This window comes from Poseidonocella pacifica, assembly GCF_900111875.1.
Classification (GTDB): Bacteria; Pseudomonadota; Alphaproteobacteria; order Rhodobacterales; family Rhodobacteraceae; genus Poseidonocella; species Poseidonocella pacifica.
This window is the reverse complement of the sequence record NZ_FOJU01000005.1, coordinates 268,060-281,633: the sequence shown is the minus strand read 5'-3', so window position 1 is coordinate 281,633 and position 13,574 is coordinate 268,060. Positions and strand designations below refer to the sequence as shown.

Here is a 13,574-nt window from a genome sequence, read left to right as displayed (position 1 = left end):
CGATCATGCGAGGCGCGCGGGGCTGCCGCGAAGCTCCAGTATGCGGTCGGCCAGCCTTTCCGCTTCGGGCCGTGCATGGGTGACAAAGAGCGTGGAGGGACGCGCTTCGGCGATCAGTGCCTCTGTCAGGGCGAGCATGGTTTCCGCAGTTTCAGGGTCGAGCGACACAAACGGCTCATCCATGATCAGAAGCTCCGGTTGCCCGGCAAAGGCCCGTGCGAGGGCGAGGCGACGTTGCTGGCCAAGCGAGAGTTGCCCGGGAAACTGGTCGGCCTTGTTAGCCAATCCGACCTTGGCGAGCATTTCCCGCGCGGCAGCATCACCAAGGCCCTCATGCACAAGCGTGAGGTTCAAAAGCGCGCTGCGCCACGGCAACAGCGTCGGTTCCTGAAAGACGATCGCCATGCGTTCCGGGCGGGTGACCCGCCCGTCAAAAGCGGTGTCAATCCCCGCTACGATGCGAAGGAGAGTCGATTTCCCGATGCCGGATGGCCCCAATATCGCAACGGTTTCTCCCGAGGCGATGGAAAACGCCACATCGCAGAGCACCTGTACGCCGTTGAAGGCCTTTTGCCGGATCTCAACGTCGATCATGCGGCCCGCCAACGGCGCACGCGCCGCTCCCACGGTTGCAGCACGGCCCATTCTACAATCAGCATCACGGTGATGAAGCTGAGCGCATAGACCAGAACCATCCGCACATCGAAGAGTTGGAAATAGAGGTGGATCTGAAACCCGATGCCGTTCGAGCGGCCGAGAAACTCCACCACGAGCACGATCTTCCAGATCACCGCGATTCCCGAACGCGCCGCCGCAGCGATGAACGGCGCGAGTTGCGGAAGCAGCACGTGACGCATCCGGGCGACGAACCCCATGCGGTACACCTTGGCCATCGCATCGAGATCAGGGCTGAGCGACCGCGCGCCTTCTCGGATCACCGTGGTGACATTCGGGATCTTGTTGAGCGTTACGGCAACGATTGCAGCCGTCTCATTCAAGCCGATCCAAAGATAGCACAGGACGATCAGCACAAGCGCCGGAAGGTTGAGAAAGACCACAAGCCAAGGATCAAGCCAGCGGTCAAGACGTTCCGACCGCCCCATCGCGAGCCCGAGCACGAGCCCCAGTAGCATGGCGAGCGAGAAGGCCCACGCCACGCGGATCAACGTCTGCCCGAGGTGATAGGGAAGCTTGCCGGAAAGCGTCTCCTTCCAGATCGGCCCGAGCAGCGAGACCGGGGAGGGCAGAATCTGCGGATCGGCCGTCAGGGCGGCGGCCACGACCCAGAGGATCAACAGCCCGATGAGCGACGCCGCCGGTACACTGACTCTGTCGCTCATCGGAAAACGTCACTCAATCTCTGCAAAGAGCCCGTCGGGCAATGTGGTGGCCTGACCGACAAGTTCTTCCCCGCCGAGATCGGCCATAAGCTGCAGGAGCGCGTCGGCGCCAGCCGGATCGATCGGGCCGCGAGAGGGGATTCCGGCACGCCAGTCGTCGCGCAGGGTTTCGAATTGCGCGTCATTGCTTGCGTTCATCTCGGGCCGGATCGCGTCCCATGCGGCATCGTCCTGCGACAGCAAATCCTTTGCATCACGCGAAGCCCCGTAGAAGGCCTGTGCGAGGCCGGGATTGGCCTCCAGATAGCTTTCCTTGAAGACATAGCCGAGAAGCGGAACATCCGGATCAAGCCCGAGCGCTTCCGACGCTTCGGTTACAGAGATCAACTCACGCATGCCGGCGGCCTTCATCTTGGCGAGGAAGTGCCAGAAGTTGATCGCCCCGTCCAATTCGCCCGAAATGCCGGATTTGAAGATGAGCGGCGGCGCTCCAAAGACCTGTTCCGTTTCGCCCGCGAGATCCATCCCATGCTCCCGCTCCGCATAGGCGCGCAGGATCAGCCAACTTTTATCAAGCGGCCCGCCCGCGATCCCGATCTTGCCGTCCTTCAGGTCTTCGAGACTCTGGGCGTCGCTGTCCTTCGGGACGAGAAGGCCGCCCACGGCCGTGGAATAGGGCACAAAGACATAATCCTTGCCCGCGGCGCGCTGCCGCGCGACCCAGATCCAGTCCGCCACCATGACATCGGCCGCATCCCCTTCGAGAGCCACACGGGTAGCGCCATTGTCGGCATAGCCCTGCACAACCAGTTCGAACCCGTGGTCGGTATCGAAGCCGTTGTCCTTGATGGTGGACAGTTCCCAGTTGACGGTGCCGATCTGAAGCACGGCCGCACGGATTTCTGGCACGTCCTGCGCCGTAGCGGACGTCCCTGCGGCGATTGCGATGAGCGCCGCGGCGACACGTTTAAGCATGGAAGTCTCCATTAGTTGGGTGAAACCACAACGCCCCAAGGTTGCTGTCCAACCGGGATGGAACGCAAGGCCTTTTCACCGGCGACGTCAATCACCGTTATGTCGTTGGAATTTCCGTTCGTCGTCAGCAGATACTTCTCATCGGGGGTAAAGGCGAGTTGCCAGACCCGTTGCCCGACGAGGATGTAATCGAGCACCTCAAGGCTCTCGCCATCGATCACCGCCACGCGGTTCGCCGGACCGAGCGCCACGAAGATGCGCGAGCCATCCTTCGTCACCTTGACCCCGACCGGTTGCAGCCACTCGGGCAGAACGCCCGGCACCTCGAAACTGATCTTGGTGGCCAGGGTCGGCGTGCCATCCTCAGCAATATCCATGACGCTTACGGTGCCGCCAATCTCCGACGAAACGAAGAGCCGGGTGCCGTCGTCCGTATACTGCGCATAGCGGGGCCGTTGATCCACGAGGATGTTGTGCTTGATCTGATAGTCGTCGGTGGAAATGAAATGGGCCATGTTCGTCGTCTCCGAGGTGTTGACCACGAAGGCGGCATTGGGGCTGATGCCCATGCCCTCCGGCTCCACCCCCACGGGGACTTCGGCGAGGACCTGCCGGGTCTCGACATCTGTTACGGTCACGAGGTTGTCGTCCTCGTTTGCGATGTAAAGCGGGTTGCCGGACGGGTGCAGCACGAAGAGTTCAGGGTCCGGACCCGAAGGCAGTGAGGGCAACTCTTCATAGGTTTCCGTGTCAAAGACCCGCACGAGGTTGTCATCCGACGCACAAACATAAAGATGCGTCCCATCCGGGCTGATCGTGATGCCGCGAGGCCGATTGCCCGCATCGAATTCCGTCAGCACTTCCCAGCTTTCGCTGTCGATCACCGTAACGGTGTTGCCCTTTTCGTTGCTGACGAAAATCTTGTTGGCCAATGCAGGGCCAGCAGCGAGAAGCAGGGCGGTCGAGAGAAGAAGATGGCGCATGGTGTGCTCCCTTAATTTGCGAAGGCCGTACAGGCCGTCTCTGGCCGGTCGATCCCGAGGGTGTCGAGCGGTGATACCTGATGCAGGAACCCATCCTGCGGGGAGACGCTGGCGGTAATTCGGCCATCATATAGCAGAATCGGCTGGCGGAGTTGACCGTTCCAGGGACGCACAGTGACCGGCACCCCCTTGAAGGCCGCAAGTTCAAAGTCATCCGACAGGATGTAGTCGCGCAGCGCGGGCACGTCGGACACGCCAGTGCGGGTCACCGCCTCGCTGACAACCCGAAGCGCCAGCCATGTGTCATAATCCTCTTCCCGAACGCGCCGACCGGTCAGATCCTCAAACCGAGTCTGATACTGGGTCGCGCCCCACGCCTCGTGCGCTGGATGCATGGTCACGGGCCGCAAACCGGCCGCGCCCAGCACCGGGCGGGGATCCCACAGGTGAAACGGCAGGTAGGGCGCGAAAACGTCCGAAGCATCCGCCGCGATCACGATGTCATGGTCCTCCGCATCCTGACTGAACACCGGGATCTGTCTTTGCACCAGCACGTGGCCGGTATCGGCGCGACGAGAGCCTCCCGTATCTTCGAAAGTGCGATCTTCGACGATCTTCGCACCGAATTTCCGCGCGGACCGGCGATAGGCTTCGGCAAGCTCTATATCCGCTGGGTTCGATCCGGCTACAAGGAACCACCGGGGCCACTTCTTCCACATGGCGAACTGGGCAACGGCATCGGCGCGCATCGCATCGCTTGGGGTGACATGAATGACATTTGCACGGCAAGCATCATCCCGAAGCGCGCTGCCCCCCGCCCCCGCGTTGAAGATCAGGGCCTCTTCCCCGGCCCGATCTGCAAGCGCAAGGAAATCCTCGTCCCGTGCAAGGACGGCGATCAACTGGATACCCTCTTCGATAAGGGCATCGATCGCGGCGGGCGCGTCATCAGGTGCGGCCGATACAGTCGTCAGGGTGTAGGTGTGCCCCAGAAAGCGGCCCGTTGTCTGGTTGTCCTGATTGGCGAGTTCAGCGCCGGCGAAGCCCATATCCACGGGAATACGCTCCAGCCGGGAAATCGGCGCGAGAACGGGGTAATCCACGCGCAGCACCGCATAGCTCACCTCCACCGCGCTCGCGGCAGATCCCAAGACAAGCGCCCAAGCGCCAAGCAAAAGCCCGACCAATCCGTGTCGCACCGATAATCCTCCCATCCCGTCTTCGCGGGATTTTCCCGACGGGCAATCCCCGTCTGCGAGTTTGGCAGAAGGGGCGCCGGGGCCAACCGATACTTATGGCTGATTGCACCCGCCCGGCACAGGCGTAGGCTGGCGGAATGTCAGCCCGGCTCATCACATCTCTGCCCATCGCCATACGGCGAGACACCCGCCAACGGCGTGCGTTTCTCGATCTGAACGGGTTGAGATTTGTGAGGCGCGCACCGACCAACTGCCTGAGGCAAAGCGCGCGACTTGCGGGCGCGATCACCATGAACAAAACCACCTTTCAAGAGTGAGGACTTCGATGCGACGACTATCTTTTCTGGCCGTGATCTTCAGCGCACTGCTGCCGGGGCTGGCCATGGCCCACGGGCCGACCCGCCAGAAAGTGACCCTGACACAGGAACTCCCCGTCTCGCCCGCTGAGGTCTGGGCCGTGATCGGCGATTTTCAGGACATGTCGTGGCACCCGGCGGTCGCCTCTACCCAAGGGGACGGCGGCAACGAGATCGACGCGACGCGGGTGCTCACCCTGCAGGGCGAGGGCGATCCCACCATCGCGGAAGTGCTCTACAAGTACGACGCGGAGAAGATGACCTATTCCTATCGCATCACCGATGTGGCCGTGGAGGTCCTGCCGGTATCGAACTATTCCGCGCACCTCACGGTCAAGCCATCGGGGGATGGATCGCTGGTGGAATGGCGCGGTGCCTTCTATCGCGGCTACCCGAACAACGATCCGCCAGAGCACCTGAGCGACGAAGCGGCCATTGCAGCGGTGACAGGCGTTTTCCAAGCGGGACTTTCCGCGCTGGCCGAACGGTTCGGAGCGTCGAATTAAGGCCCTCACGCTTTTCCTGAGCCTCCTTGCCGCGCCCGTCGCGGCGGGGGAAATGGCCTACATCACCAATCAAAGCAGCAGCGATCTTTCCGTGCTGGACCTTGAAACCAGGTCGGAACTGCGTCGCATTTCCGTTCCCGGACAGCCCGCGGGCGTCGTCGCGCACGGGACCGAGGCTTTCACAGTTTCCCCCGAAAGCAAGACCGTCCGGCGGATCGATACGCGCAGCGGCGAAGTTCTGGCCGAGGTGTTGCTTGATGGGGGGCCAATCGGAATCGCGCTTGATCTGAAGGGCGGGCGGGTCTTCGTCTCCGACTGGTACAATGCACGTATCTGGGTGCTCGATGCCTTATCGCTCACCGTGATCGACACGTTGCAGACGGGAAGCGCGCCGGCGGGGCTGGCCATCCAGAGCGGCCTTCTGGCAGCGGCCAATCGAGATGCGGATCAGGTGTCGATCTTCGACCTGTCGGACCTCTCAAGCCGGGGGGTCGTGCCAACCGGCGAGCGCCCCTTCGGGCTTGGATTCGCCCCAGATGGGCGGCTCTTCGTGGGCAATGTGGGCACCAATGACGTCACAGTCATCGACCCCGAGGCAGGCGAAGTGATCGGCACCGTCCCGGTCGGGGAGCGGCCCTATGGGGTTGCCTTCGCCAAGGGGCAAGCCTTTGTCACCAATCAGTATTCCGACAGCGTCAGTGTCATAAACCTGCAAAATCTTGAGGTCATCCGCCAGATCGACGTGGGAGAATATCCCGAGGGAATCGACGTGACGGGTGACGGGGAGCGGATCGTTGTGGCAAACTGGTTTTCGAATTCCGTGACCCTGATCGACGCGGGAACCCTTGAGGTTCTGGGGGAGATCGAAACGGGGGACGGGCCTCGCGCTTTCGGGCGCTTCATTGCACGAGAGGACAAGCCATGATGCGTCTTGCCAGCATCGCCGTCTGTCTTGCAGGCGCCCTGCCCGCCCACGCTGCGGAGGCCATCTGGCCCGATCTGGCGCGGGACGTGTTCGGCGACAGGACACTGCTCGACGGGGCGGATCTCATCCGGATCGACACGCCCTATCGGACCGACGACGACGCCCGCACGAAGGTCGCCGCGCATGTCGTCGCCCCGGCGGGTCACCTGATCGGATCGGTCAGTGTCATTCTCGACGAAAACCCCATGCCCGTATCGGCCGTCTTTGATTTCAATGAGCCCGTACCCCGTTTCGTGTTTGACGTGGCGCTGCGCTTCAACGGGGCTACACCACTGCATGTTGTGGCGGAGATGACGGACGGCACCCTATATATGGCGGAGGCTTATGTGAAAACCTCCGGCAAGGGTGCCTGTTCGGCCCCTCCGGGCACTGATCCTGAGGTCGCTCTGATGACGTTGGGCGAGATGGATCTGGCGCTTTTGCCCGCCGAAGGGGGCGCGCTTCGGGACCGTTTGGCCGGGCTTGCAATGCCGCAGAAACGGCTCGACGTGGATATTTCGCACCCCAGCCATTCGGGGATGCAGATGGATCAAATCTCGCTGCTGTTCATTCCGATGCGCTATGTCGAGACGGTCGATATCGACATCGACGGGGGCGCTTATGTGGGCATGACGGGCAGCATTTCGCTGTCGGAGAATCCGCAACTGAGCCTGTCGGTCCCCGGCGACGCGCGCAGCGCGGCGGTCACGATGACGGATACGGACGGCACCGTGAGCCACGCGGAAACCACCCTGCCCGGATACTGAGGTTTTGGGCTAAGCCCCTGAAAAGTGAGTATGACTTTTGTATGACAAGTGTATGACTTCACGGCATACGTTTGTCATACCTCAATCGACCGGCGGCGCGGGCTCTATCACCTCGGTCGGGTAATCCTCAAAGCTCCATCCGTCGGTCCCCTCGGGGAGCCAGTAGACGGAGGTGTAGCCGTATTCGAGCGCCCGCTTTGCCGCGTTCCACGACATCCAGCACTCATCAAGACAGAAGAGGACGAGGGGCGCATCGCGGTCGCCCTTTGTGGCGGCCTCCAGCCCGGATCGAAAGTAGGCGTCCGTTTCGAGCGCAATCGCGCCATACCCGACATTGGGAAGCCAGACCGACCCGGGGATGGAGTGCCGGGGCTTCTCTCGCCAGATGGTGCCCTCGGGCAGGTTCGCAGGTTTGGGCGCGCGGGGCAGGACATCGACAAAGGCCGCGCCACTGGTCCAGAGGTCATGCGCCTCCGTGGGGGTCAGGACCGTCGCACCGGCCAAGGTTTCCGGAACCGGCGCGCGATACTCATCCATCCGGTAGCTGTCCGGTTCGGGGGCCTGCGCGGAGGCGACCGTGGCGAGAAAGGCAAATGCCGCCGCCACGGCGCGGATCATTGTGCCGCCTCGATCACCTCTGTGCCCATGTCGTTGAGCAGCGGAACACCGGCGTCGTTCAGGATGGCGTTGATCTCATCCTGATGGCGGCGAATGAGCGAGTTCAGCCGGCGTTGCCAGACCTTCTCGCCTTGCCGCACGCCCATGGTGATTCGGTAGAAAAGGCGCGGCGGAAGGGTTTCTTCGACCAGTGCGGTCGCCTTGAACTCGGGGTAGTCGGCCTTGACCAGCGGCCCGCCGATCGGCCCCCAGAGAATGGCGGCGTCGATCTCTCCGGCCTTCAGATCGTCGAGCATGTCGGGGGCGGGCGATTCCACACGGCGATCGACAAAGAGGTTATAGCCGCGCGCCTTGGCCATCAGCCCGTTTCGCGCCAGATGGGTGCCCGGCGGGCTGCCCGCGATGATACCGATGGACAGATCCTTGAGCGCAGGATCGGACAGCGAGGTGATCCCGGTGAGGGGTCCGTCCTCTGGCACGATCAGCACATAGGCGGAGGTCATGTAGTGGTTGGTGTTGAGCACCAGCTCATGGCCCTGCGCATAGCCGATCACGACATCGCAGCGATTCTCCCGCAGGGTTTTGCGGATGAACCCGGTGGCCATGGGGAACCATGTGTATTGCAGGGGCCGGTCGAGCTTTTCGGCGAAAAGCTCTGCGATCCGGTTTTCATACCCGCGACCATCCTCGGTCGACATCGGGTAATTTGCCGGGTCGGCGCAGACCCTGAACGCCGTTGTGGAGACGAGGTCCGAGGTCTGCGCCGTTGCCGTCCACCCATGGGAGGAAAGGAGGACCGCAAGGCAGGTCGTTGCGAGGCGTCTAGCCCATGCAGGCATTTTCAGCTTCCTGAATCATCTCCGACTTGGCGGCTTTCTTGGCCGGGCGACCGCGTGCGACGGCGTCCATTCCACGCGCCTTGAGATACACATAGATGTCGTCGAGGTAGCACATGACGTTCGGGTTGTCGCCGAAGTGGGGCATGACGGAATTGCCATTGGCGCGACCGTTCACGACCGTGTCGTAGAAATCGTAATAGTCCATCAGGACGGCCGAATTCTTGATTTTCGGCGCGTAGGTGGATCCTTCGCCATCGGGGCCGTGACAGACGTGGCATTCCGCGTGATAGCGCCGGAATCCGGAAAAGGTGAGCCAGTCGACGGTGCCGTCCTCGGCGATGTTATAGGTGGGCACGTCATCGGCCGTGTAGTACCGGCCTTCGTCCTCGTAATCGACGGCAACCTCTTCCTGATGCTCCGACGGATCGACCGGCTGGTCAGTCCAGGATTGGGCAGCGACGAGGCCGGGAAGAAGGGCGACGAGGGCCGCCACGGTAAGGGAATTGACGGGACGCACCATTATTCGCGAACCTTTCTGGGATTTGAGGTCATGAACGGGGTCGGACCGGCGGGCAATGCCGCCGGTCCGCAGATCAGGGATTGATCAATCCGGCAGAGCGAAGACGGTCAGCTGACCACCGAGCGCGGTATAGTCGCTCAGGGCTGCATAGCCGCCAACGGCGCCGAGACCGTCGTTCGGGTTGGTCAGACCAGCCGCGAGGCCGATACCTGCCCAGCCACCAACACCGGAGAGGATGCCGACATACTGCTTGCCCTCATGGGTGTAGGTCATGACGTTGCCGATGATGCCCGAGGGGGTCTTGAACTTGTAAAGCTCTTCACCCGTCTCGCTGTCGACCGCCTTGAGGTAGCCTTCGAGCGTGCCGTAGAACACCACGTCGCCCGCGGTTGCGAGAGCACCCGACCACACGGAGAACTGCTCAGGGATCGACCATTTGATCTCACCCGCGATGTTGTCCCATGCGATGAAGTTACCCATGCCGCCATGGCTTTCCGGAGCGGGGTACATCGCGAGGGTCGCGCCAACGTAAGGCTGACCTGCGGTGTAGCTGACCCGGAAGGGCTCATAGTCCATGCAGACGTGGTTGGTCGGAACGTAGAAGAGTTCCGTCTTGGGCGAGTAGGCCGCAGGCTGCTGGTCCTTGGTGCCAAGCGCCGCCGGGCAGATTCCGGTGGAGTTGACGTCTTCGCCGTTCTGCTCCGTCGAGTATTGCGCGACGACTTCAGGACGACCGTAGGTGTCGGACTCGGGGTCCATGTCGACGCCCGTGGTCCAGTTCACGGCCGGGTCGAACTTCTCGGCGACGAGCAGCTCACCGGAGATCCGGTCAAGCGTATAGCCAAGGCCGTTGCGGTCGAAGTGGGTCAGAAGCTTGCGCTCTTCGCCATCAATTTCCTGATCGGTAAGGATCATTTCGTTGATGCCGTCATAATCCCACTCGTCGTGCGGGGTCATCTGGTAGAACCACTTGGCCATGCCGTCATCGGGGTCGCGGGCCATGATCGTCATGGACCAGCGGTTGTCACCAGGACGCTGCGCGGGGTTCCATGTCGACGGGTTGCCGGTGCCGTAATAGACCAGATCCGCTTCGGGATCGTAGGAATACCAGCCCCAGGTGGTGCCGCCGCCGATCATCCACTGATCGCCTTCCCAGGTGTTGGTGCCGGAATTCTCGCCGACAGGCTCACCGAGGTGCGTGGTGTTTTCCGGATCGACGAGGATATCCTCATCGGGACCCATGGAATACGCGCGCCATTCCTGCTCGCCGGTTTCCATGTTGTAGGCCGTCACAGAGCCGCGGACGCCGAATTCGCCGCCGGAGATGCCGACGATGATCTTGTCCTTGACCGGCAGAACCGTCGCGGTGTTGGTCTCACCCTTGGAGGCGTCGCCGTTCTGGGCTTCCCAGAGCACTTCACCGCTTTCGGCATCCAGCGCCACGACCTTGGTGTCGGCCTGATGCAGGAAGATCTTGCCGTTGGCATAAGCCACACCGCGGTTCACGGTGTCACAGCACATCACGGGGATCACGTTCGGATCCTGCTTGGGCTCATACCGCCACTTGATGCGGCCCTCGTCGGCGAGGTCCAGCGCGTAGACGATGTTCGGGAACGGCGTGTGGACATACATCATGTCGCCGATCACGAGCGGCGAGCCTTCGTGGCCGCGCAGCACGCCGGTCGAGAAGGTCCAAGCGACTTGAAGGTCGCCCACGTTGTCTTTGTTGATCTGATCCAGTGCGGAATACCGCTGGTTCTGATAGTCACCAGTCTGGATTGCCCACTGATCGGGATTGTCGATCTCTGACATCAAGGCTTCGTTGGCCGAGGCCGCCCCGATTGCCGAGATCGCGAGGACCGAGGTCCAGGCGAAAAGCTTCTTCATGGTCTACTCCCTTTTTTGATTTTCCGCCGATCCGTCGCGCATGCTTGCCGCAAGGTCACTCGAATGACGGTGTCCGGCAGTTCTCCTCCCGCCGGTCTTCAGTCTGTCGGTCTCCTCCTCCTCTATTCGTACTGCGCCAGATAGGCGACGACATCAGTCAACTCATTCTCGCGGCGCAGACCGGCAAAGGCCATCTTGGTCCCTTTGACGTAATCACGCGGTTTTGCGAGGAATTCAGCAAGGGTTTCAGGGGTCCATGTGAGACCTTCGGCGCCCGCCTCGACCATCGCGTCGGAATAGGCGAAATCCTCGATCGTTCCGGCCTGACGTCCGAGCACACCGTTCAGGATCGGCCCGACCTTGTGCTTGGCATCCTCGCCGACCGCATGGCAGGCCATGCACTTGCGAAAGACGCGCTCGCCCTTGGCGGCGTCGCCGGTAATCTCGAATTCCGCATCCTGAGCCGCGGCACCGGTGACACCGGCGGCAAGAATGGCAAGGGCGGAAAGCGTGCGTGCGATCATGTGATCCTCTTTCAATTTGAGCCGTGCAGACGTTCGGAATGCCACGCTACGTGGTCACCGGCGAAAGTCGAAACGAAATAATAGCTATGGTCATATCCAGCTTGCAGGCGGATCTGACCGGGCTGACGGCGGGTGGCCATCGCCGCGGCGAGCGCTTCGGGCTTGAGCAGGTCAAGAAACTGGTCGTCGGCGCCCTGATCGATCAGAATGTCGTCTTTCCAGCCCTTTTCTTCGAGCAGCAGCGTGGCATCGTGGTGGCACCACGCGGCCTCATCTTCCCCAAGATAGGCCGAAAGCTGCTTGCGGCCCCAATCCGAACGGGTCGGGTTGGCGATCGGCGCGAAGGCCGAAACCGAATCAAACAGCTCAGGATTGCGCAGCGCGATGGTCAGCGCCCCGTGCCCGCCCATGGAATGGCCGGTGATCCCGTGCCGCCGCTCGCCGGGGAGGAGGTTTTCCACCTCGGCGCGCAGTTCGGACACCACATAGTCGTACATCTGGAAATGCGGCGACCATGGCTCCCGCGTGGCGTTGACGTAGAAGCCCGCGCCCTGCCCCAGATCATAAGCCTGATCGTCGGCCACCCCCTCGCCGCGCGGCGAGGTATCGGGAAAGACGACGGCCAGCCCATGCTTGGCGGCGTGCTGCTGAAACCCGCCCTTGCTCATGGCGTTTTCATGGGTGCAGGTCAGACCCGATAGATACCACAGCACGGGCACGGGGCCCTGTTTGGCCTGCGGCGGTGTGTAGACCGCGAAGGTCATCTCACATCCACAGGTGCTCGAGGGATGCTTGTAGACAGATTGCACCCCGCCGAAGCTGCGGTTTTCTGAAACGACCTCCAGCGACATCAGAATTCCACCACTGCGCGGATCGACTTGCCCGCGTGCATGAGATCGAAGCCTTCGTTGATCTGGTCCAGCGTCAGCTTGTGGGTGATCATCGAATCGATCTCGATCTTGCCGTCCATGTACCACTCGACGAACTTTGGCACGTCAGTCCGGCCCTTGGCGCCGCCGAACGCCGTGCCCTTCCAGACGCGTCCGGTCACAAGCTGGAACGGACGGGTGGAGATTTCCGCCCCCGCCGGTGCCACGCCGATGATGACCGAGACACCCCAACCGCGGTGCGAACATTCCAGCGCGTCGCGCATGACCTTGACGTTGCCGGTCGCGTCGAAGCTGTAGTCCACGCCGCCGATCTGATCCTTGTCGGTCTTGGTGATGTCGACGATCGCCTGCACCGTGTTGTCGACCTTGGACGGGTTGACGAAATGGGTCATGCCGAACTTGCGGCCCATCTCTTCCTTGTCGTCGTTGAGGTCCACGCCGATGATCTTGTCAGCGCCCGCCATCCGGAGACCCTGGATCACGTTGAGACCGATGCCACCCAGCCCGAAGACTGCGGCGGTCGATCCGATCTCGACGCCCGCTGTGTTGATCACCGCACCGATGCCGGTGGTGACGCCGCAACCGATGTAGCAGATCTTGTCGAAGGGCGCGTCATCACGCACCTTGGCCAGCGCAATCTCCGGCATCACGGTGTGATTGGCGAAGGTCGAGCAGCCCATGTAGTGATAGATCGGCGTGCCATCGAGCATGGAGAACCGCGTGGTTCCGTCGGGCATGAGGCCCTGCCCTTGGGTGTTGCGGATCGCCGTGCAAAGGTTGGTCTTGCCCGAAAGGCAGGAATAGCACTCGCGGCATTCCGGCGTATAGAGCGGGATCACGTGATCGCCCGGCTTGAGCGTGGTGACGCCCTCGCCCACTTCCAGAACGATACCGGCGCCTTCGTGGCCGAGAATCGACGGGAACAGCCCTTCGGGATCAGCGCCCGAGCGGGTGAACTCATCCGTGTGACAGAGTCCTGTCGCCTTGATTTCGATGAGGACTTCCCCCGCCTTGGGGCCCTCCAGATTGACTTCCATGACCTCAAGAGGCTTACCAGCCTCCAGGGCGACCGCTGCTCGCGTGCGCAAGTTGATTTCCTCCCGCTTACCGATTTTTCCCAATGTCCGGGGGGAGTATATGGCAGGTCCGGAACCTCACAACTGCGACCTTGGTTGGTATTGAGAAAAAGCCTGTCGATCTGCGATT

Annotated in this window: 15 protein-coding genes; 3 read left to right on the top strand and 12 right to left on the bottom strand. The window is 61.9% G+C overall.

Going from position 1 to position 13,574, the window contains the following annotated elements; genetic code table 11:
* Positions 1-3 precede the first annotated feature (3 nt).
* From BM234_RS15125 to BM234_RS15105, 5 genes are read right to left on the bottom strand one after another with little or no spacing between them, the layout of a single operon-like run.
* Positions 4-594, bottom strand: a complete 591-nt coding sequence (locus BM234_RS15125; RefSeq protein WP_092066705.1) for an ABC transporter ATP-binding protein — start codon at positions 592-594, stop codon at positions 4-6.
* Positions 591-1,340 carry an ABC transporter permease gene (locus BM234_RS15120; RefSeq protein WP_092066476.1) on the bottom strand — a complete coding sequence of 250 codons (750 nt, stop codon included), beginning with the start codon at positions 1,338-1,340 and terminating at the stop codon, positions 591-593. The genes BM234_RS15125 and BM234_RS15120 overlap by 4 nt, the downstream gene beginning before the upstream one ends.
* Before the next feature lie 9 nt (positions 1,341-1,349).
* Entirely contained in the window at positions 1,350-2,315 is a 966-nt protein-coding gene (locus tag BM234_RS15115; protein WP_092066475.1) for an ABC transporter substrate-binding protein, read from the bottom strand.
* An 11-nt stretch (positions 2,316-2,326) separates the two neighbouring features.
* The gene (locus BM234_RS15110) at positions 2,327-3,298 is read right to left on the bottom strand and encodes a YVTN family beta-propeller repeat protein (protein ID WP_092066474.1); all 972 of its coding nucleotides are present in this window, start codon (positions 3,296-3,298) and stop codon (positions 2,327-2,329) included.
* 11 nt (positions 3,299-3,309) lie between these two features.
* Entirely contained in the window at positions 3,310-4,512 is a 1,203-nt protein-coding gene (locus BM234_RS15105; RefSeq protein WP_092066473.1) for an ABC transporter substrate-binding protein, read from the bottom strand.
* 310 nt (positions 4,513-4,822) lie between these two features.
* Between BM234_RS15105 and BM234_RS15095 the strand changes: the two genes are divergently transcribed.
* From BM234_RS15095 to BM234_RS15085, 3 genes are read left to right on the top strand one after another with little or no spacing between them, the layout of a single operon-like run.
* On the top strand, positions 4,823-5,359 hold the full coding sequence (locus BM234_RS15095) for an SRPBCC family protein (protein WP_092066471.1): 537 nt from the start codon (positions 4,823-4,825) through the stop codon (positions 5,357-5,359).
* Positions 5,355-6,284: a YncE family protein gene (locus tag BM234_RS15090; protein ID WP_342714733.1), complete on the top strand. Its 930-nt coding sequence runs from the start codon at positions 5,355-5,357 to the stop codon at positions 6,282-6,284. Before BM234_RS15095 ends, BM234_RS15090 begins: the two co-directional genes overlap by 5 nt.
* Positions 6,281-7,090, top strand: a complete 810-nt coding sequence (locus BM234_RS15085) for a quinoprotein dehydrogenase-associated SoxYZ-like carrier (protein ID WP_092066468.1) — start codon at positions 6,281-6,283, stop codon at positions 7,088-7,090. The genes BM234_RS15090 and BM234_RS15085 overlap by 4 nt, the downstream gene beginning before the upstream one ends.
* Positions 7,091-7,171: 81 nt before the next feature.
* Here the strand turns inward: BM234_RS15085 and BM234_RS15080 are convergent, their stop codons facing one another.
* The 7 genes from BM234_RS15080 to BM234_RS15050 form a co-directional block, all read right to left on the bottom strand.
* On the bottom strand, positions 7,172-7,708 hold the full coding sequence (locus tag BM234_RS15080) for a PQQ-dependent catabolism-associated CXXCW motif protein (RefSeq protein WP_092066466.1): 537 nt from the start codon (positions 7,706-7,708) through the stop codon (positions 7,172-7,174).
* On the bottom strand, positions 7,705-8,547 hold the full coding sequence (locus BM234_RS15075; protein ID WP_092066464.1) for a substrate-binding domain-containing protein: 843 nt from the start codon (positions 8,545-8,547) through the stop codon (positions 7,705-7,707). The genes BM234_RS15080 and BM234_RS15075 overlap by 4 nt, the downstream gene beginning before the upstream one ends.
* Positions 8,531-9,067: a c-type cytochrome, methanol metabolism-related gene (locus BM234_RS15070; protein ID WP_092066462.1), complete on the bottom strand. Its 537-nt coding sequence runs from the start codon at positions 9,065-9,067 to the stop codon at positions 8,531-8,533. The genes BM234_RS15075 and BM234_RS15070 overlap by 17 nt, the downstream gene beginning before the upstream one ends.
* An 84-nt stretch (positions 9,068-9,151) precedes the next feature.
* Positions 9,152-10,954, bottom strand: coding sequence for a methanol/ethanol family PQQ-dependent dehydrogenase (locus tag BM234_RS15065; protein ID WP_092066460.1), 1,803 nt, complete (start codon positions 10,952-10,954; stop codon positions 9,152-9,154).
* A 122-nt stretch (positions 10,955-11,076) separates the two neighbouring features.
* Positions 11,077-11,478 carry a c-type cytochrome gene (locus BM234_RS15060; RefSeq protein ID WP_092066458.1) on the bottom strand — a complete coding sequence of 134 codons (402 nt, stop codon included), beginning with the start codon at positions 11,476-11,478 and terminating at the stop codon, positions 11,077-11,079.
* Between the two features lie 11 nt (positions 11,479-11,489).
* A complete protein-coding gene (gene fghA / locus BM234_RS15055; protein ID WP_217645990.1) occupies positions 11,490-12,335 on the bottom strand; it encodes an S-formylglutathione hydrolase in 846 nt (281 codons plus the stop codon).
* Positions 12,329-13,456, bottom strand: a complete 1,128-nt coding sequence (locus BM234_RS15050) for an S-(hydroxymethyl)glutathione dehydrogenase/class III alcohol dehydrogenase (RefSeq protein WP_092066455.1) — start codon at positions 13,454-13,456, stop codon at positions 12,329-12,331. The genes fghA and BM234_RS15050 overlap by 7 nt, the downstream gene beginning before the upstream one ends.
* Positions 13,457-13,574: the final 118 nt, after the last annotated feature.

Bases quoted from the DNA above. Each gene is read 5' to 3' on its own strand.
- BM234_RS15125 (WP_092066705.1), bottom strand. From the start codon at position 594: ATGATCGACGTTGAGATCCGGCAAAAGGCCTTCAACGGCGTACAGGTG.
- BM234_RS15120 (WP_092066476.1), bottom strand. From the start codon at position 1,340: ATGAGCGACAGAGTCAGTGTACCGGCGGCGTCGCTCATCGGGCTGTTG.
- BM234_RS15115 (WP_092066475.1), bottom strand. From the start codon at position 2,315: ATGCTTAAACGTGTCGCCGCGGCGCTCATCGCAATCGCCGCAGGGACG.
- BM234_RS15110 (WP_092066474.1), bottom strand. From the start codon at position 3,298: ATGCGCCATCTTCTTCTCTCGACCGCCCTGCTTCTCGCTGCTGGCCCT.
- BM234_RS15105 (WP_092066473.1), bottom strand. From the start codon at position 4,512: ATGGGAGGATTATCGGTGCGACACGGATTGGTCGGGCTTTTGCTTGGC.
- BM234_RS15095 (WP_092066471.1), top strand. From the start codon at position 4,823: ATGCGACGACTATCTTTTCTGGCCGTGATCTTCAGCGCACTGCTGCCG.
- BM234_RS15085 (WP_092066468.1), top strand. From the start codon at position 6,281: ATGATGCGTCTTGCCAGCATCGCCGTCTGTCTTGCAGGCGCCCTGCCC.
- BM234_RS15080 (WP_092066466.1), bottom strand. From the start codon at position 7,708: ATGATCCGCGCCGTGGCGGCGGCATTTGCCTTTCTCGCCACGGTCGCC.
- BM234_RS15075 (WP_092066464.1), bottom strand. From the start codon at position 8,547: ATGCCTGCATGGGCTAGACGCCTCGCAACGACCTGCCTTGCGGTCCTC.
- BM234_RS15070 (WP_092066462.1), bottom strand. From the start codon at position 9,067: ATGGTGCGTCCCGTCAATTCCCTTACCGTGGCGGCCCTCGTCGCCCTT.
- BM234_RS15065 (WP_092066460.1), bottom strand. From the start codon at position 10,954: ATGAAGAAGCTTTTCGCCTGGACCTCGGTCCTCGCGATCTCGGCAATC.
- BM234_RS15060 (WP_092066458.1), bottom strand. From the start codon at position 11,478: ATGATCGCACGCACGCTTTCCGCCCTTGCCATTCTTGCCGCCGGTGTC.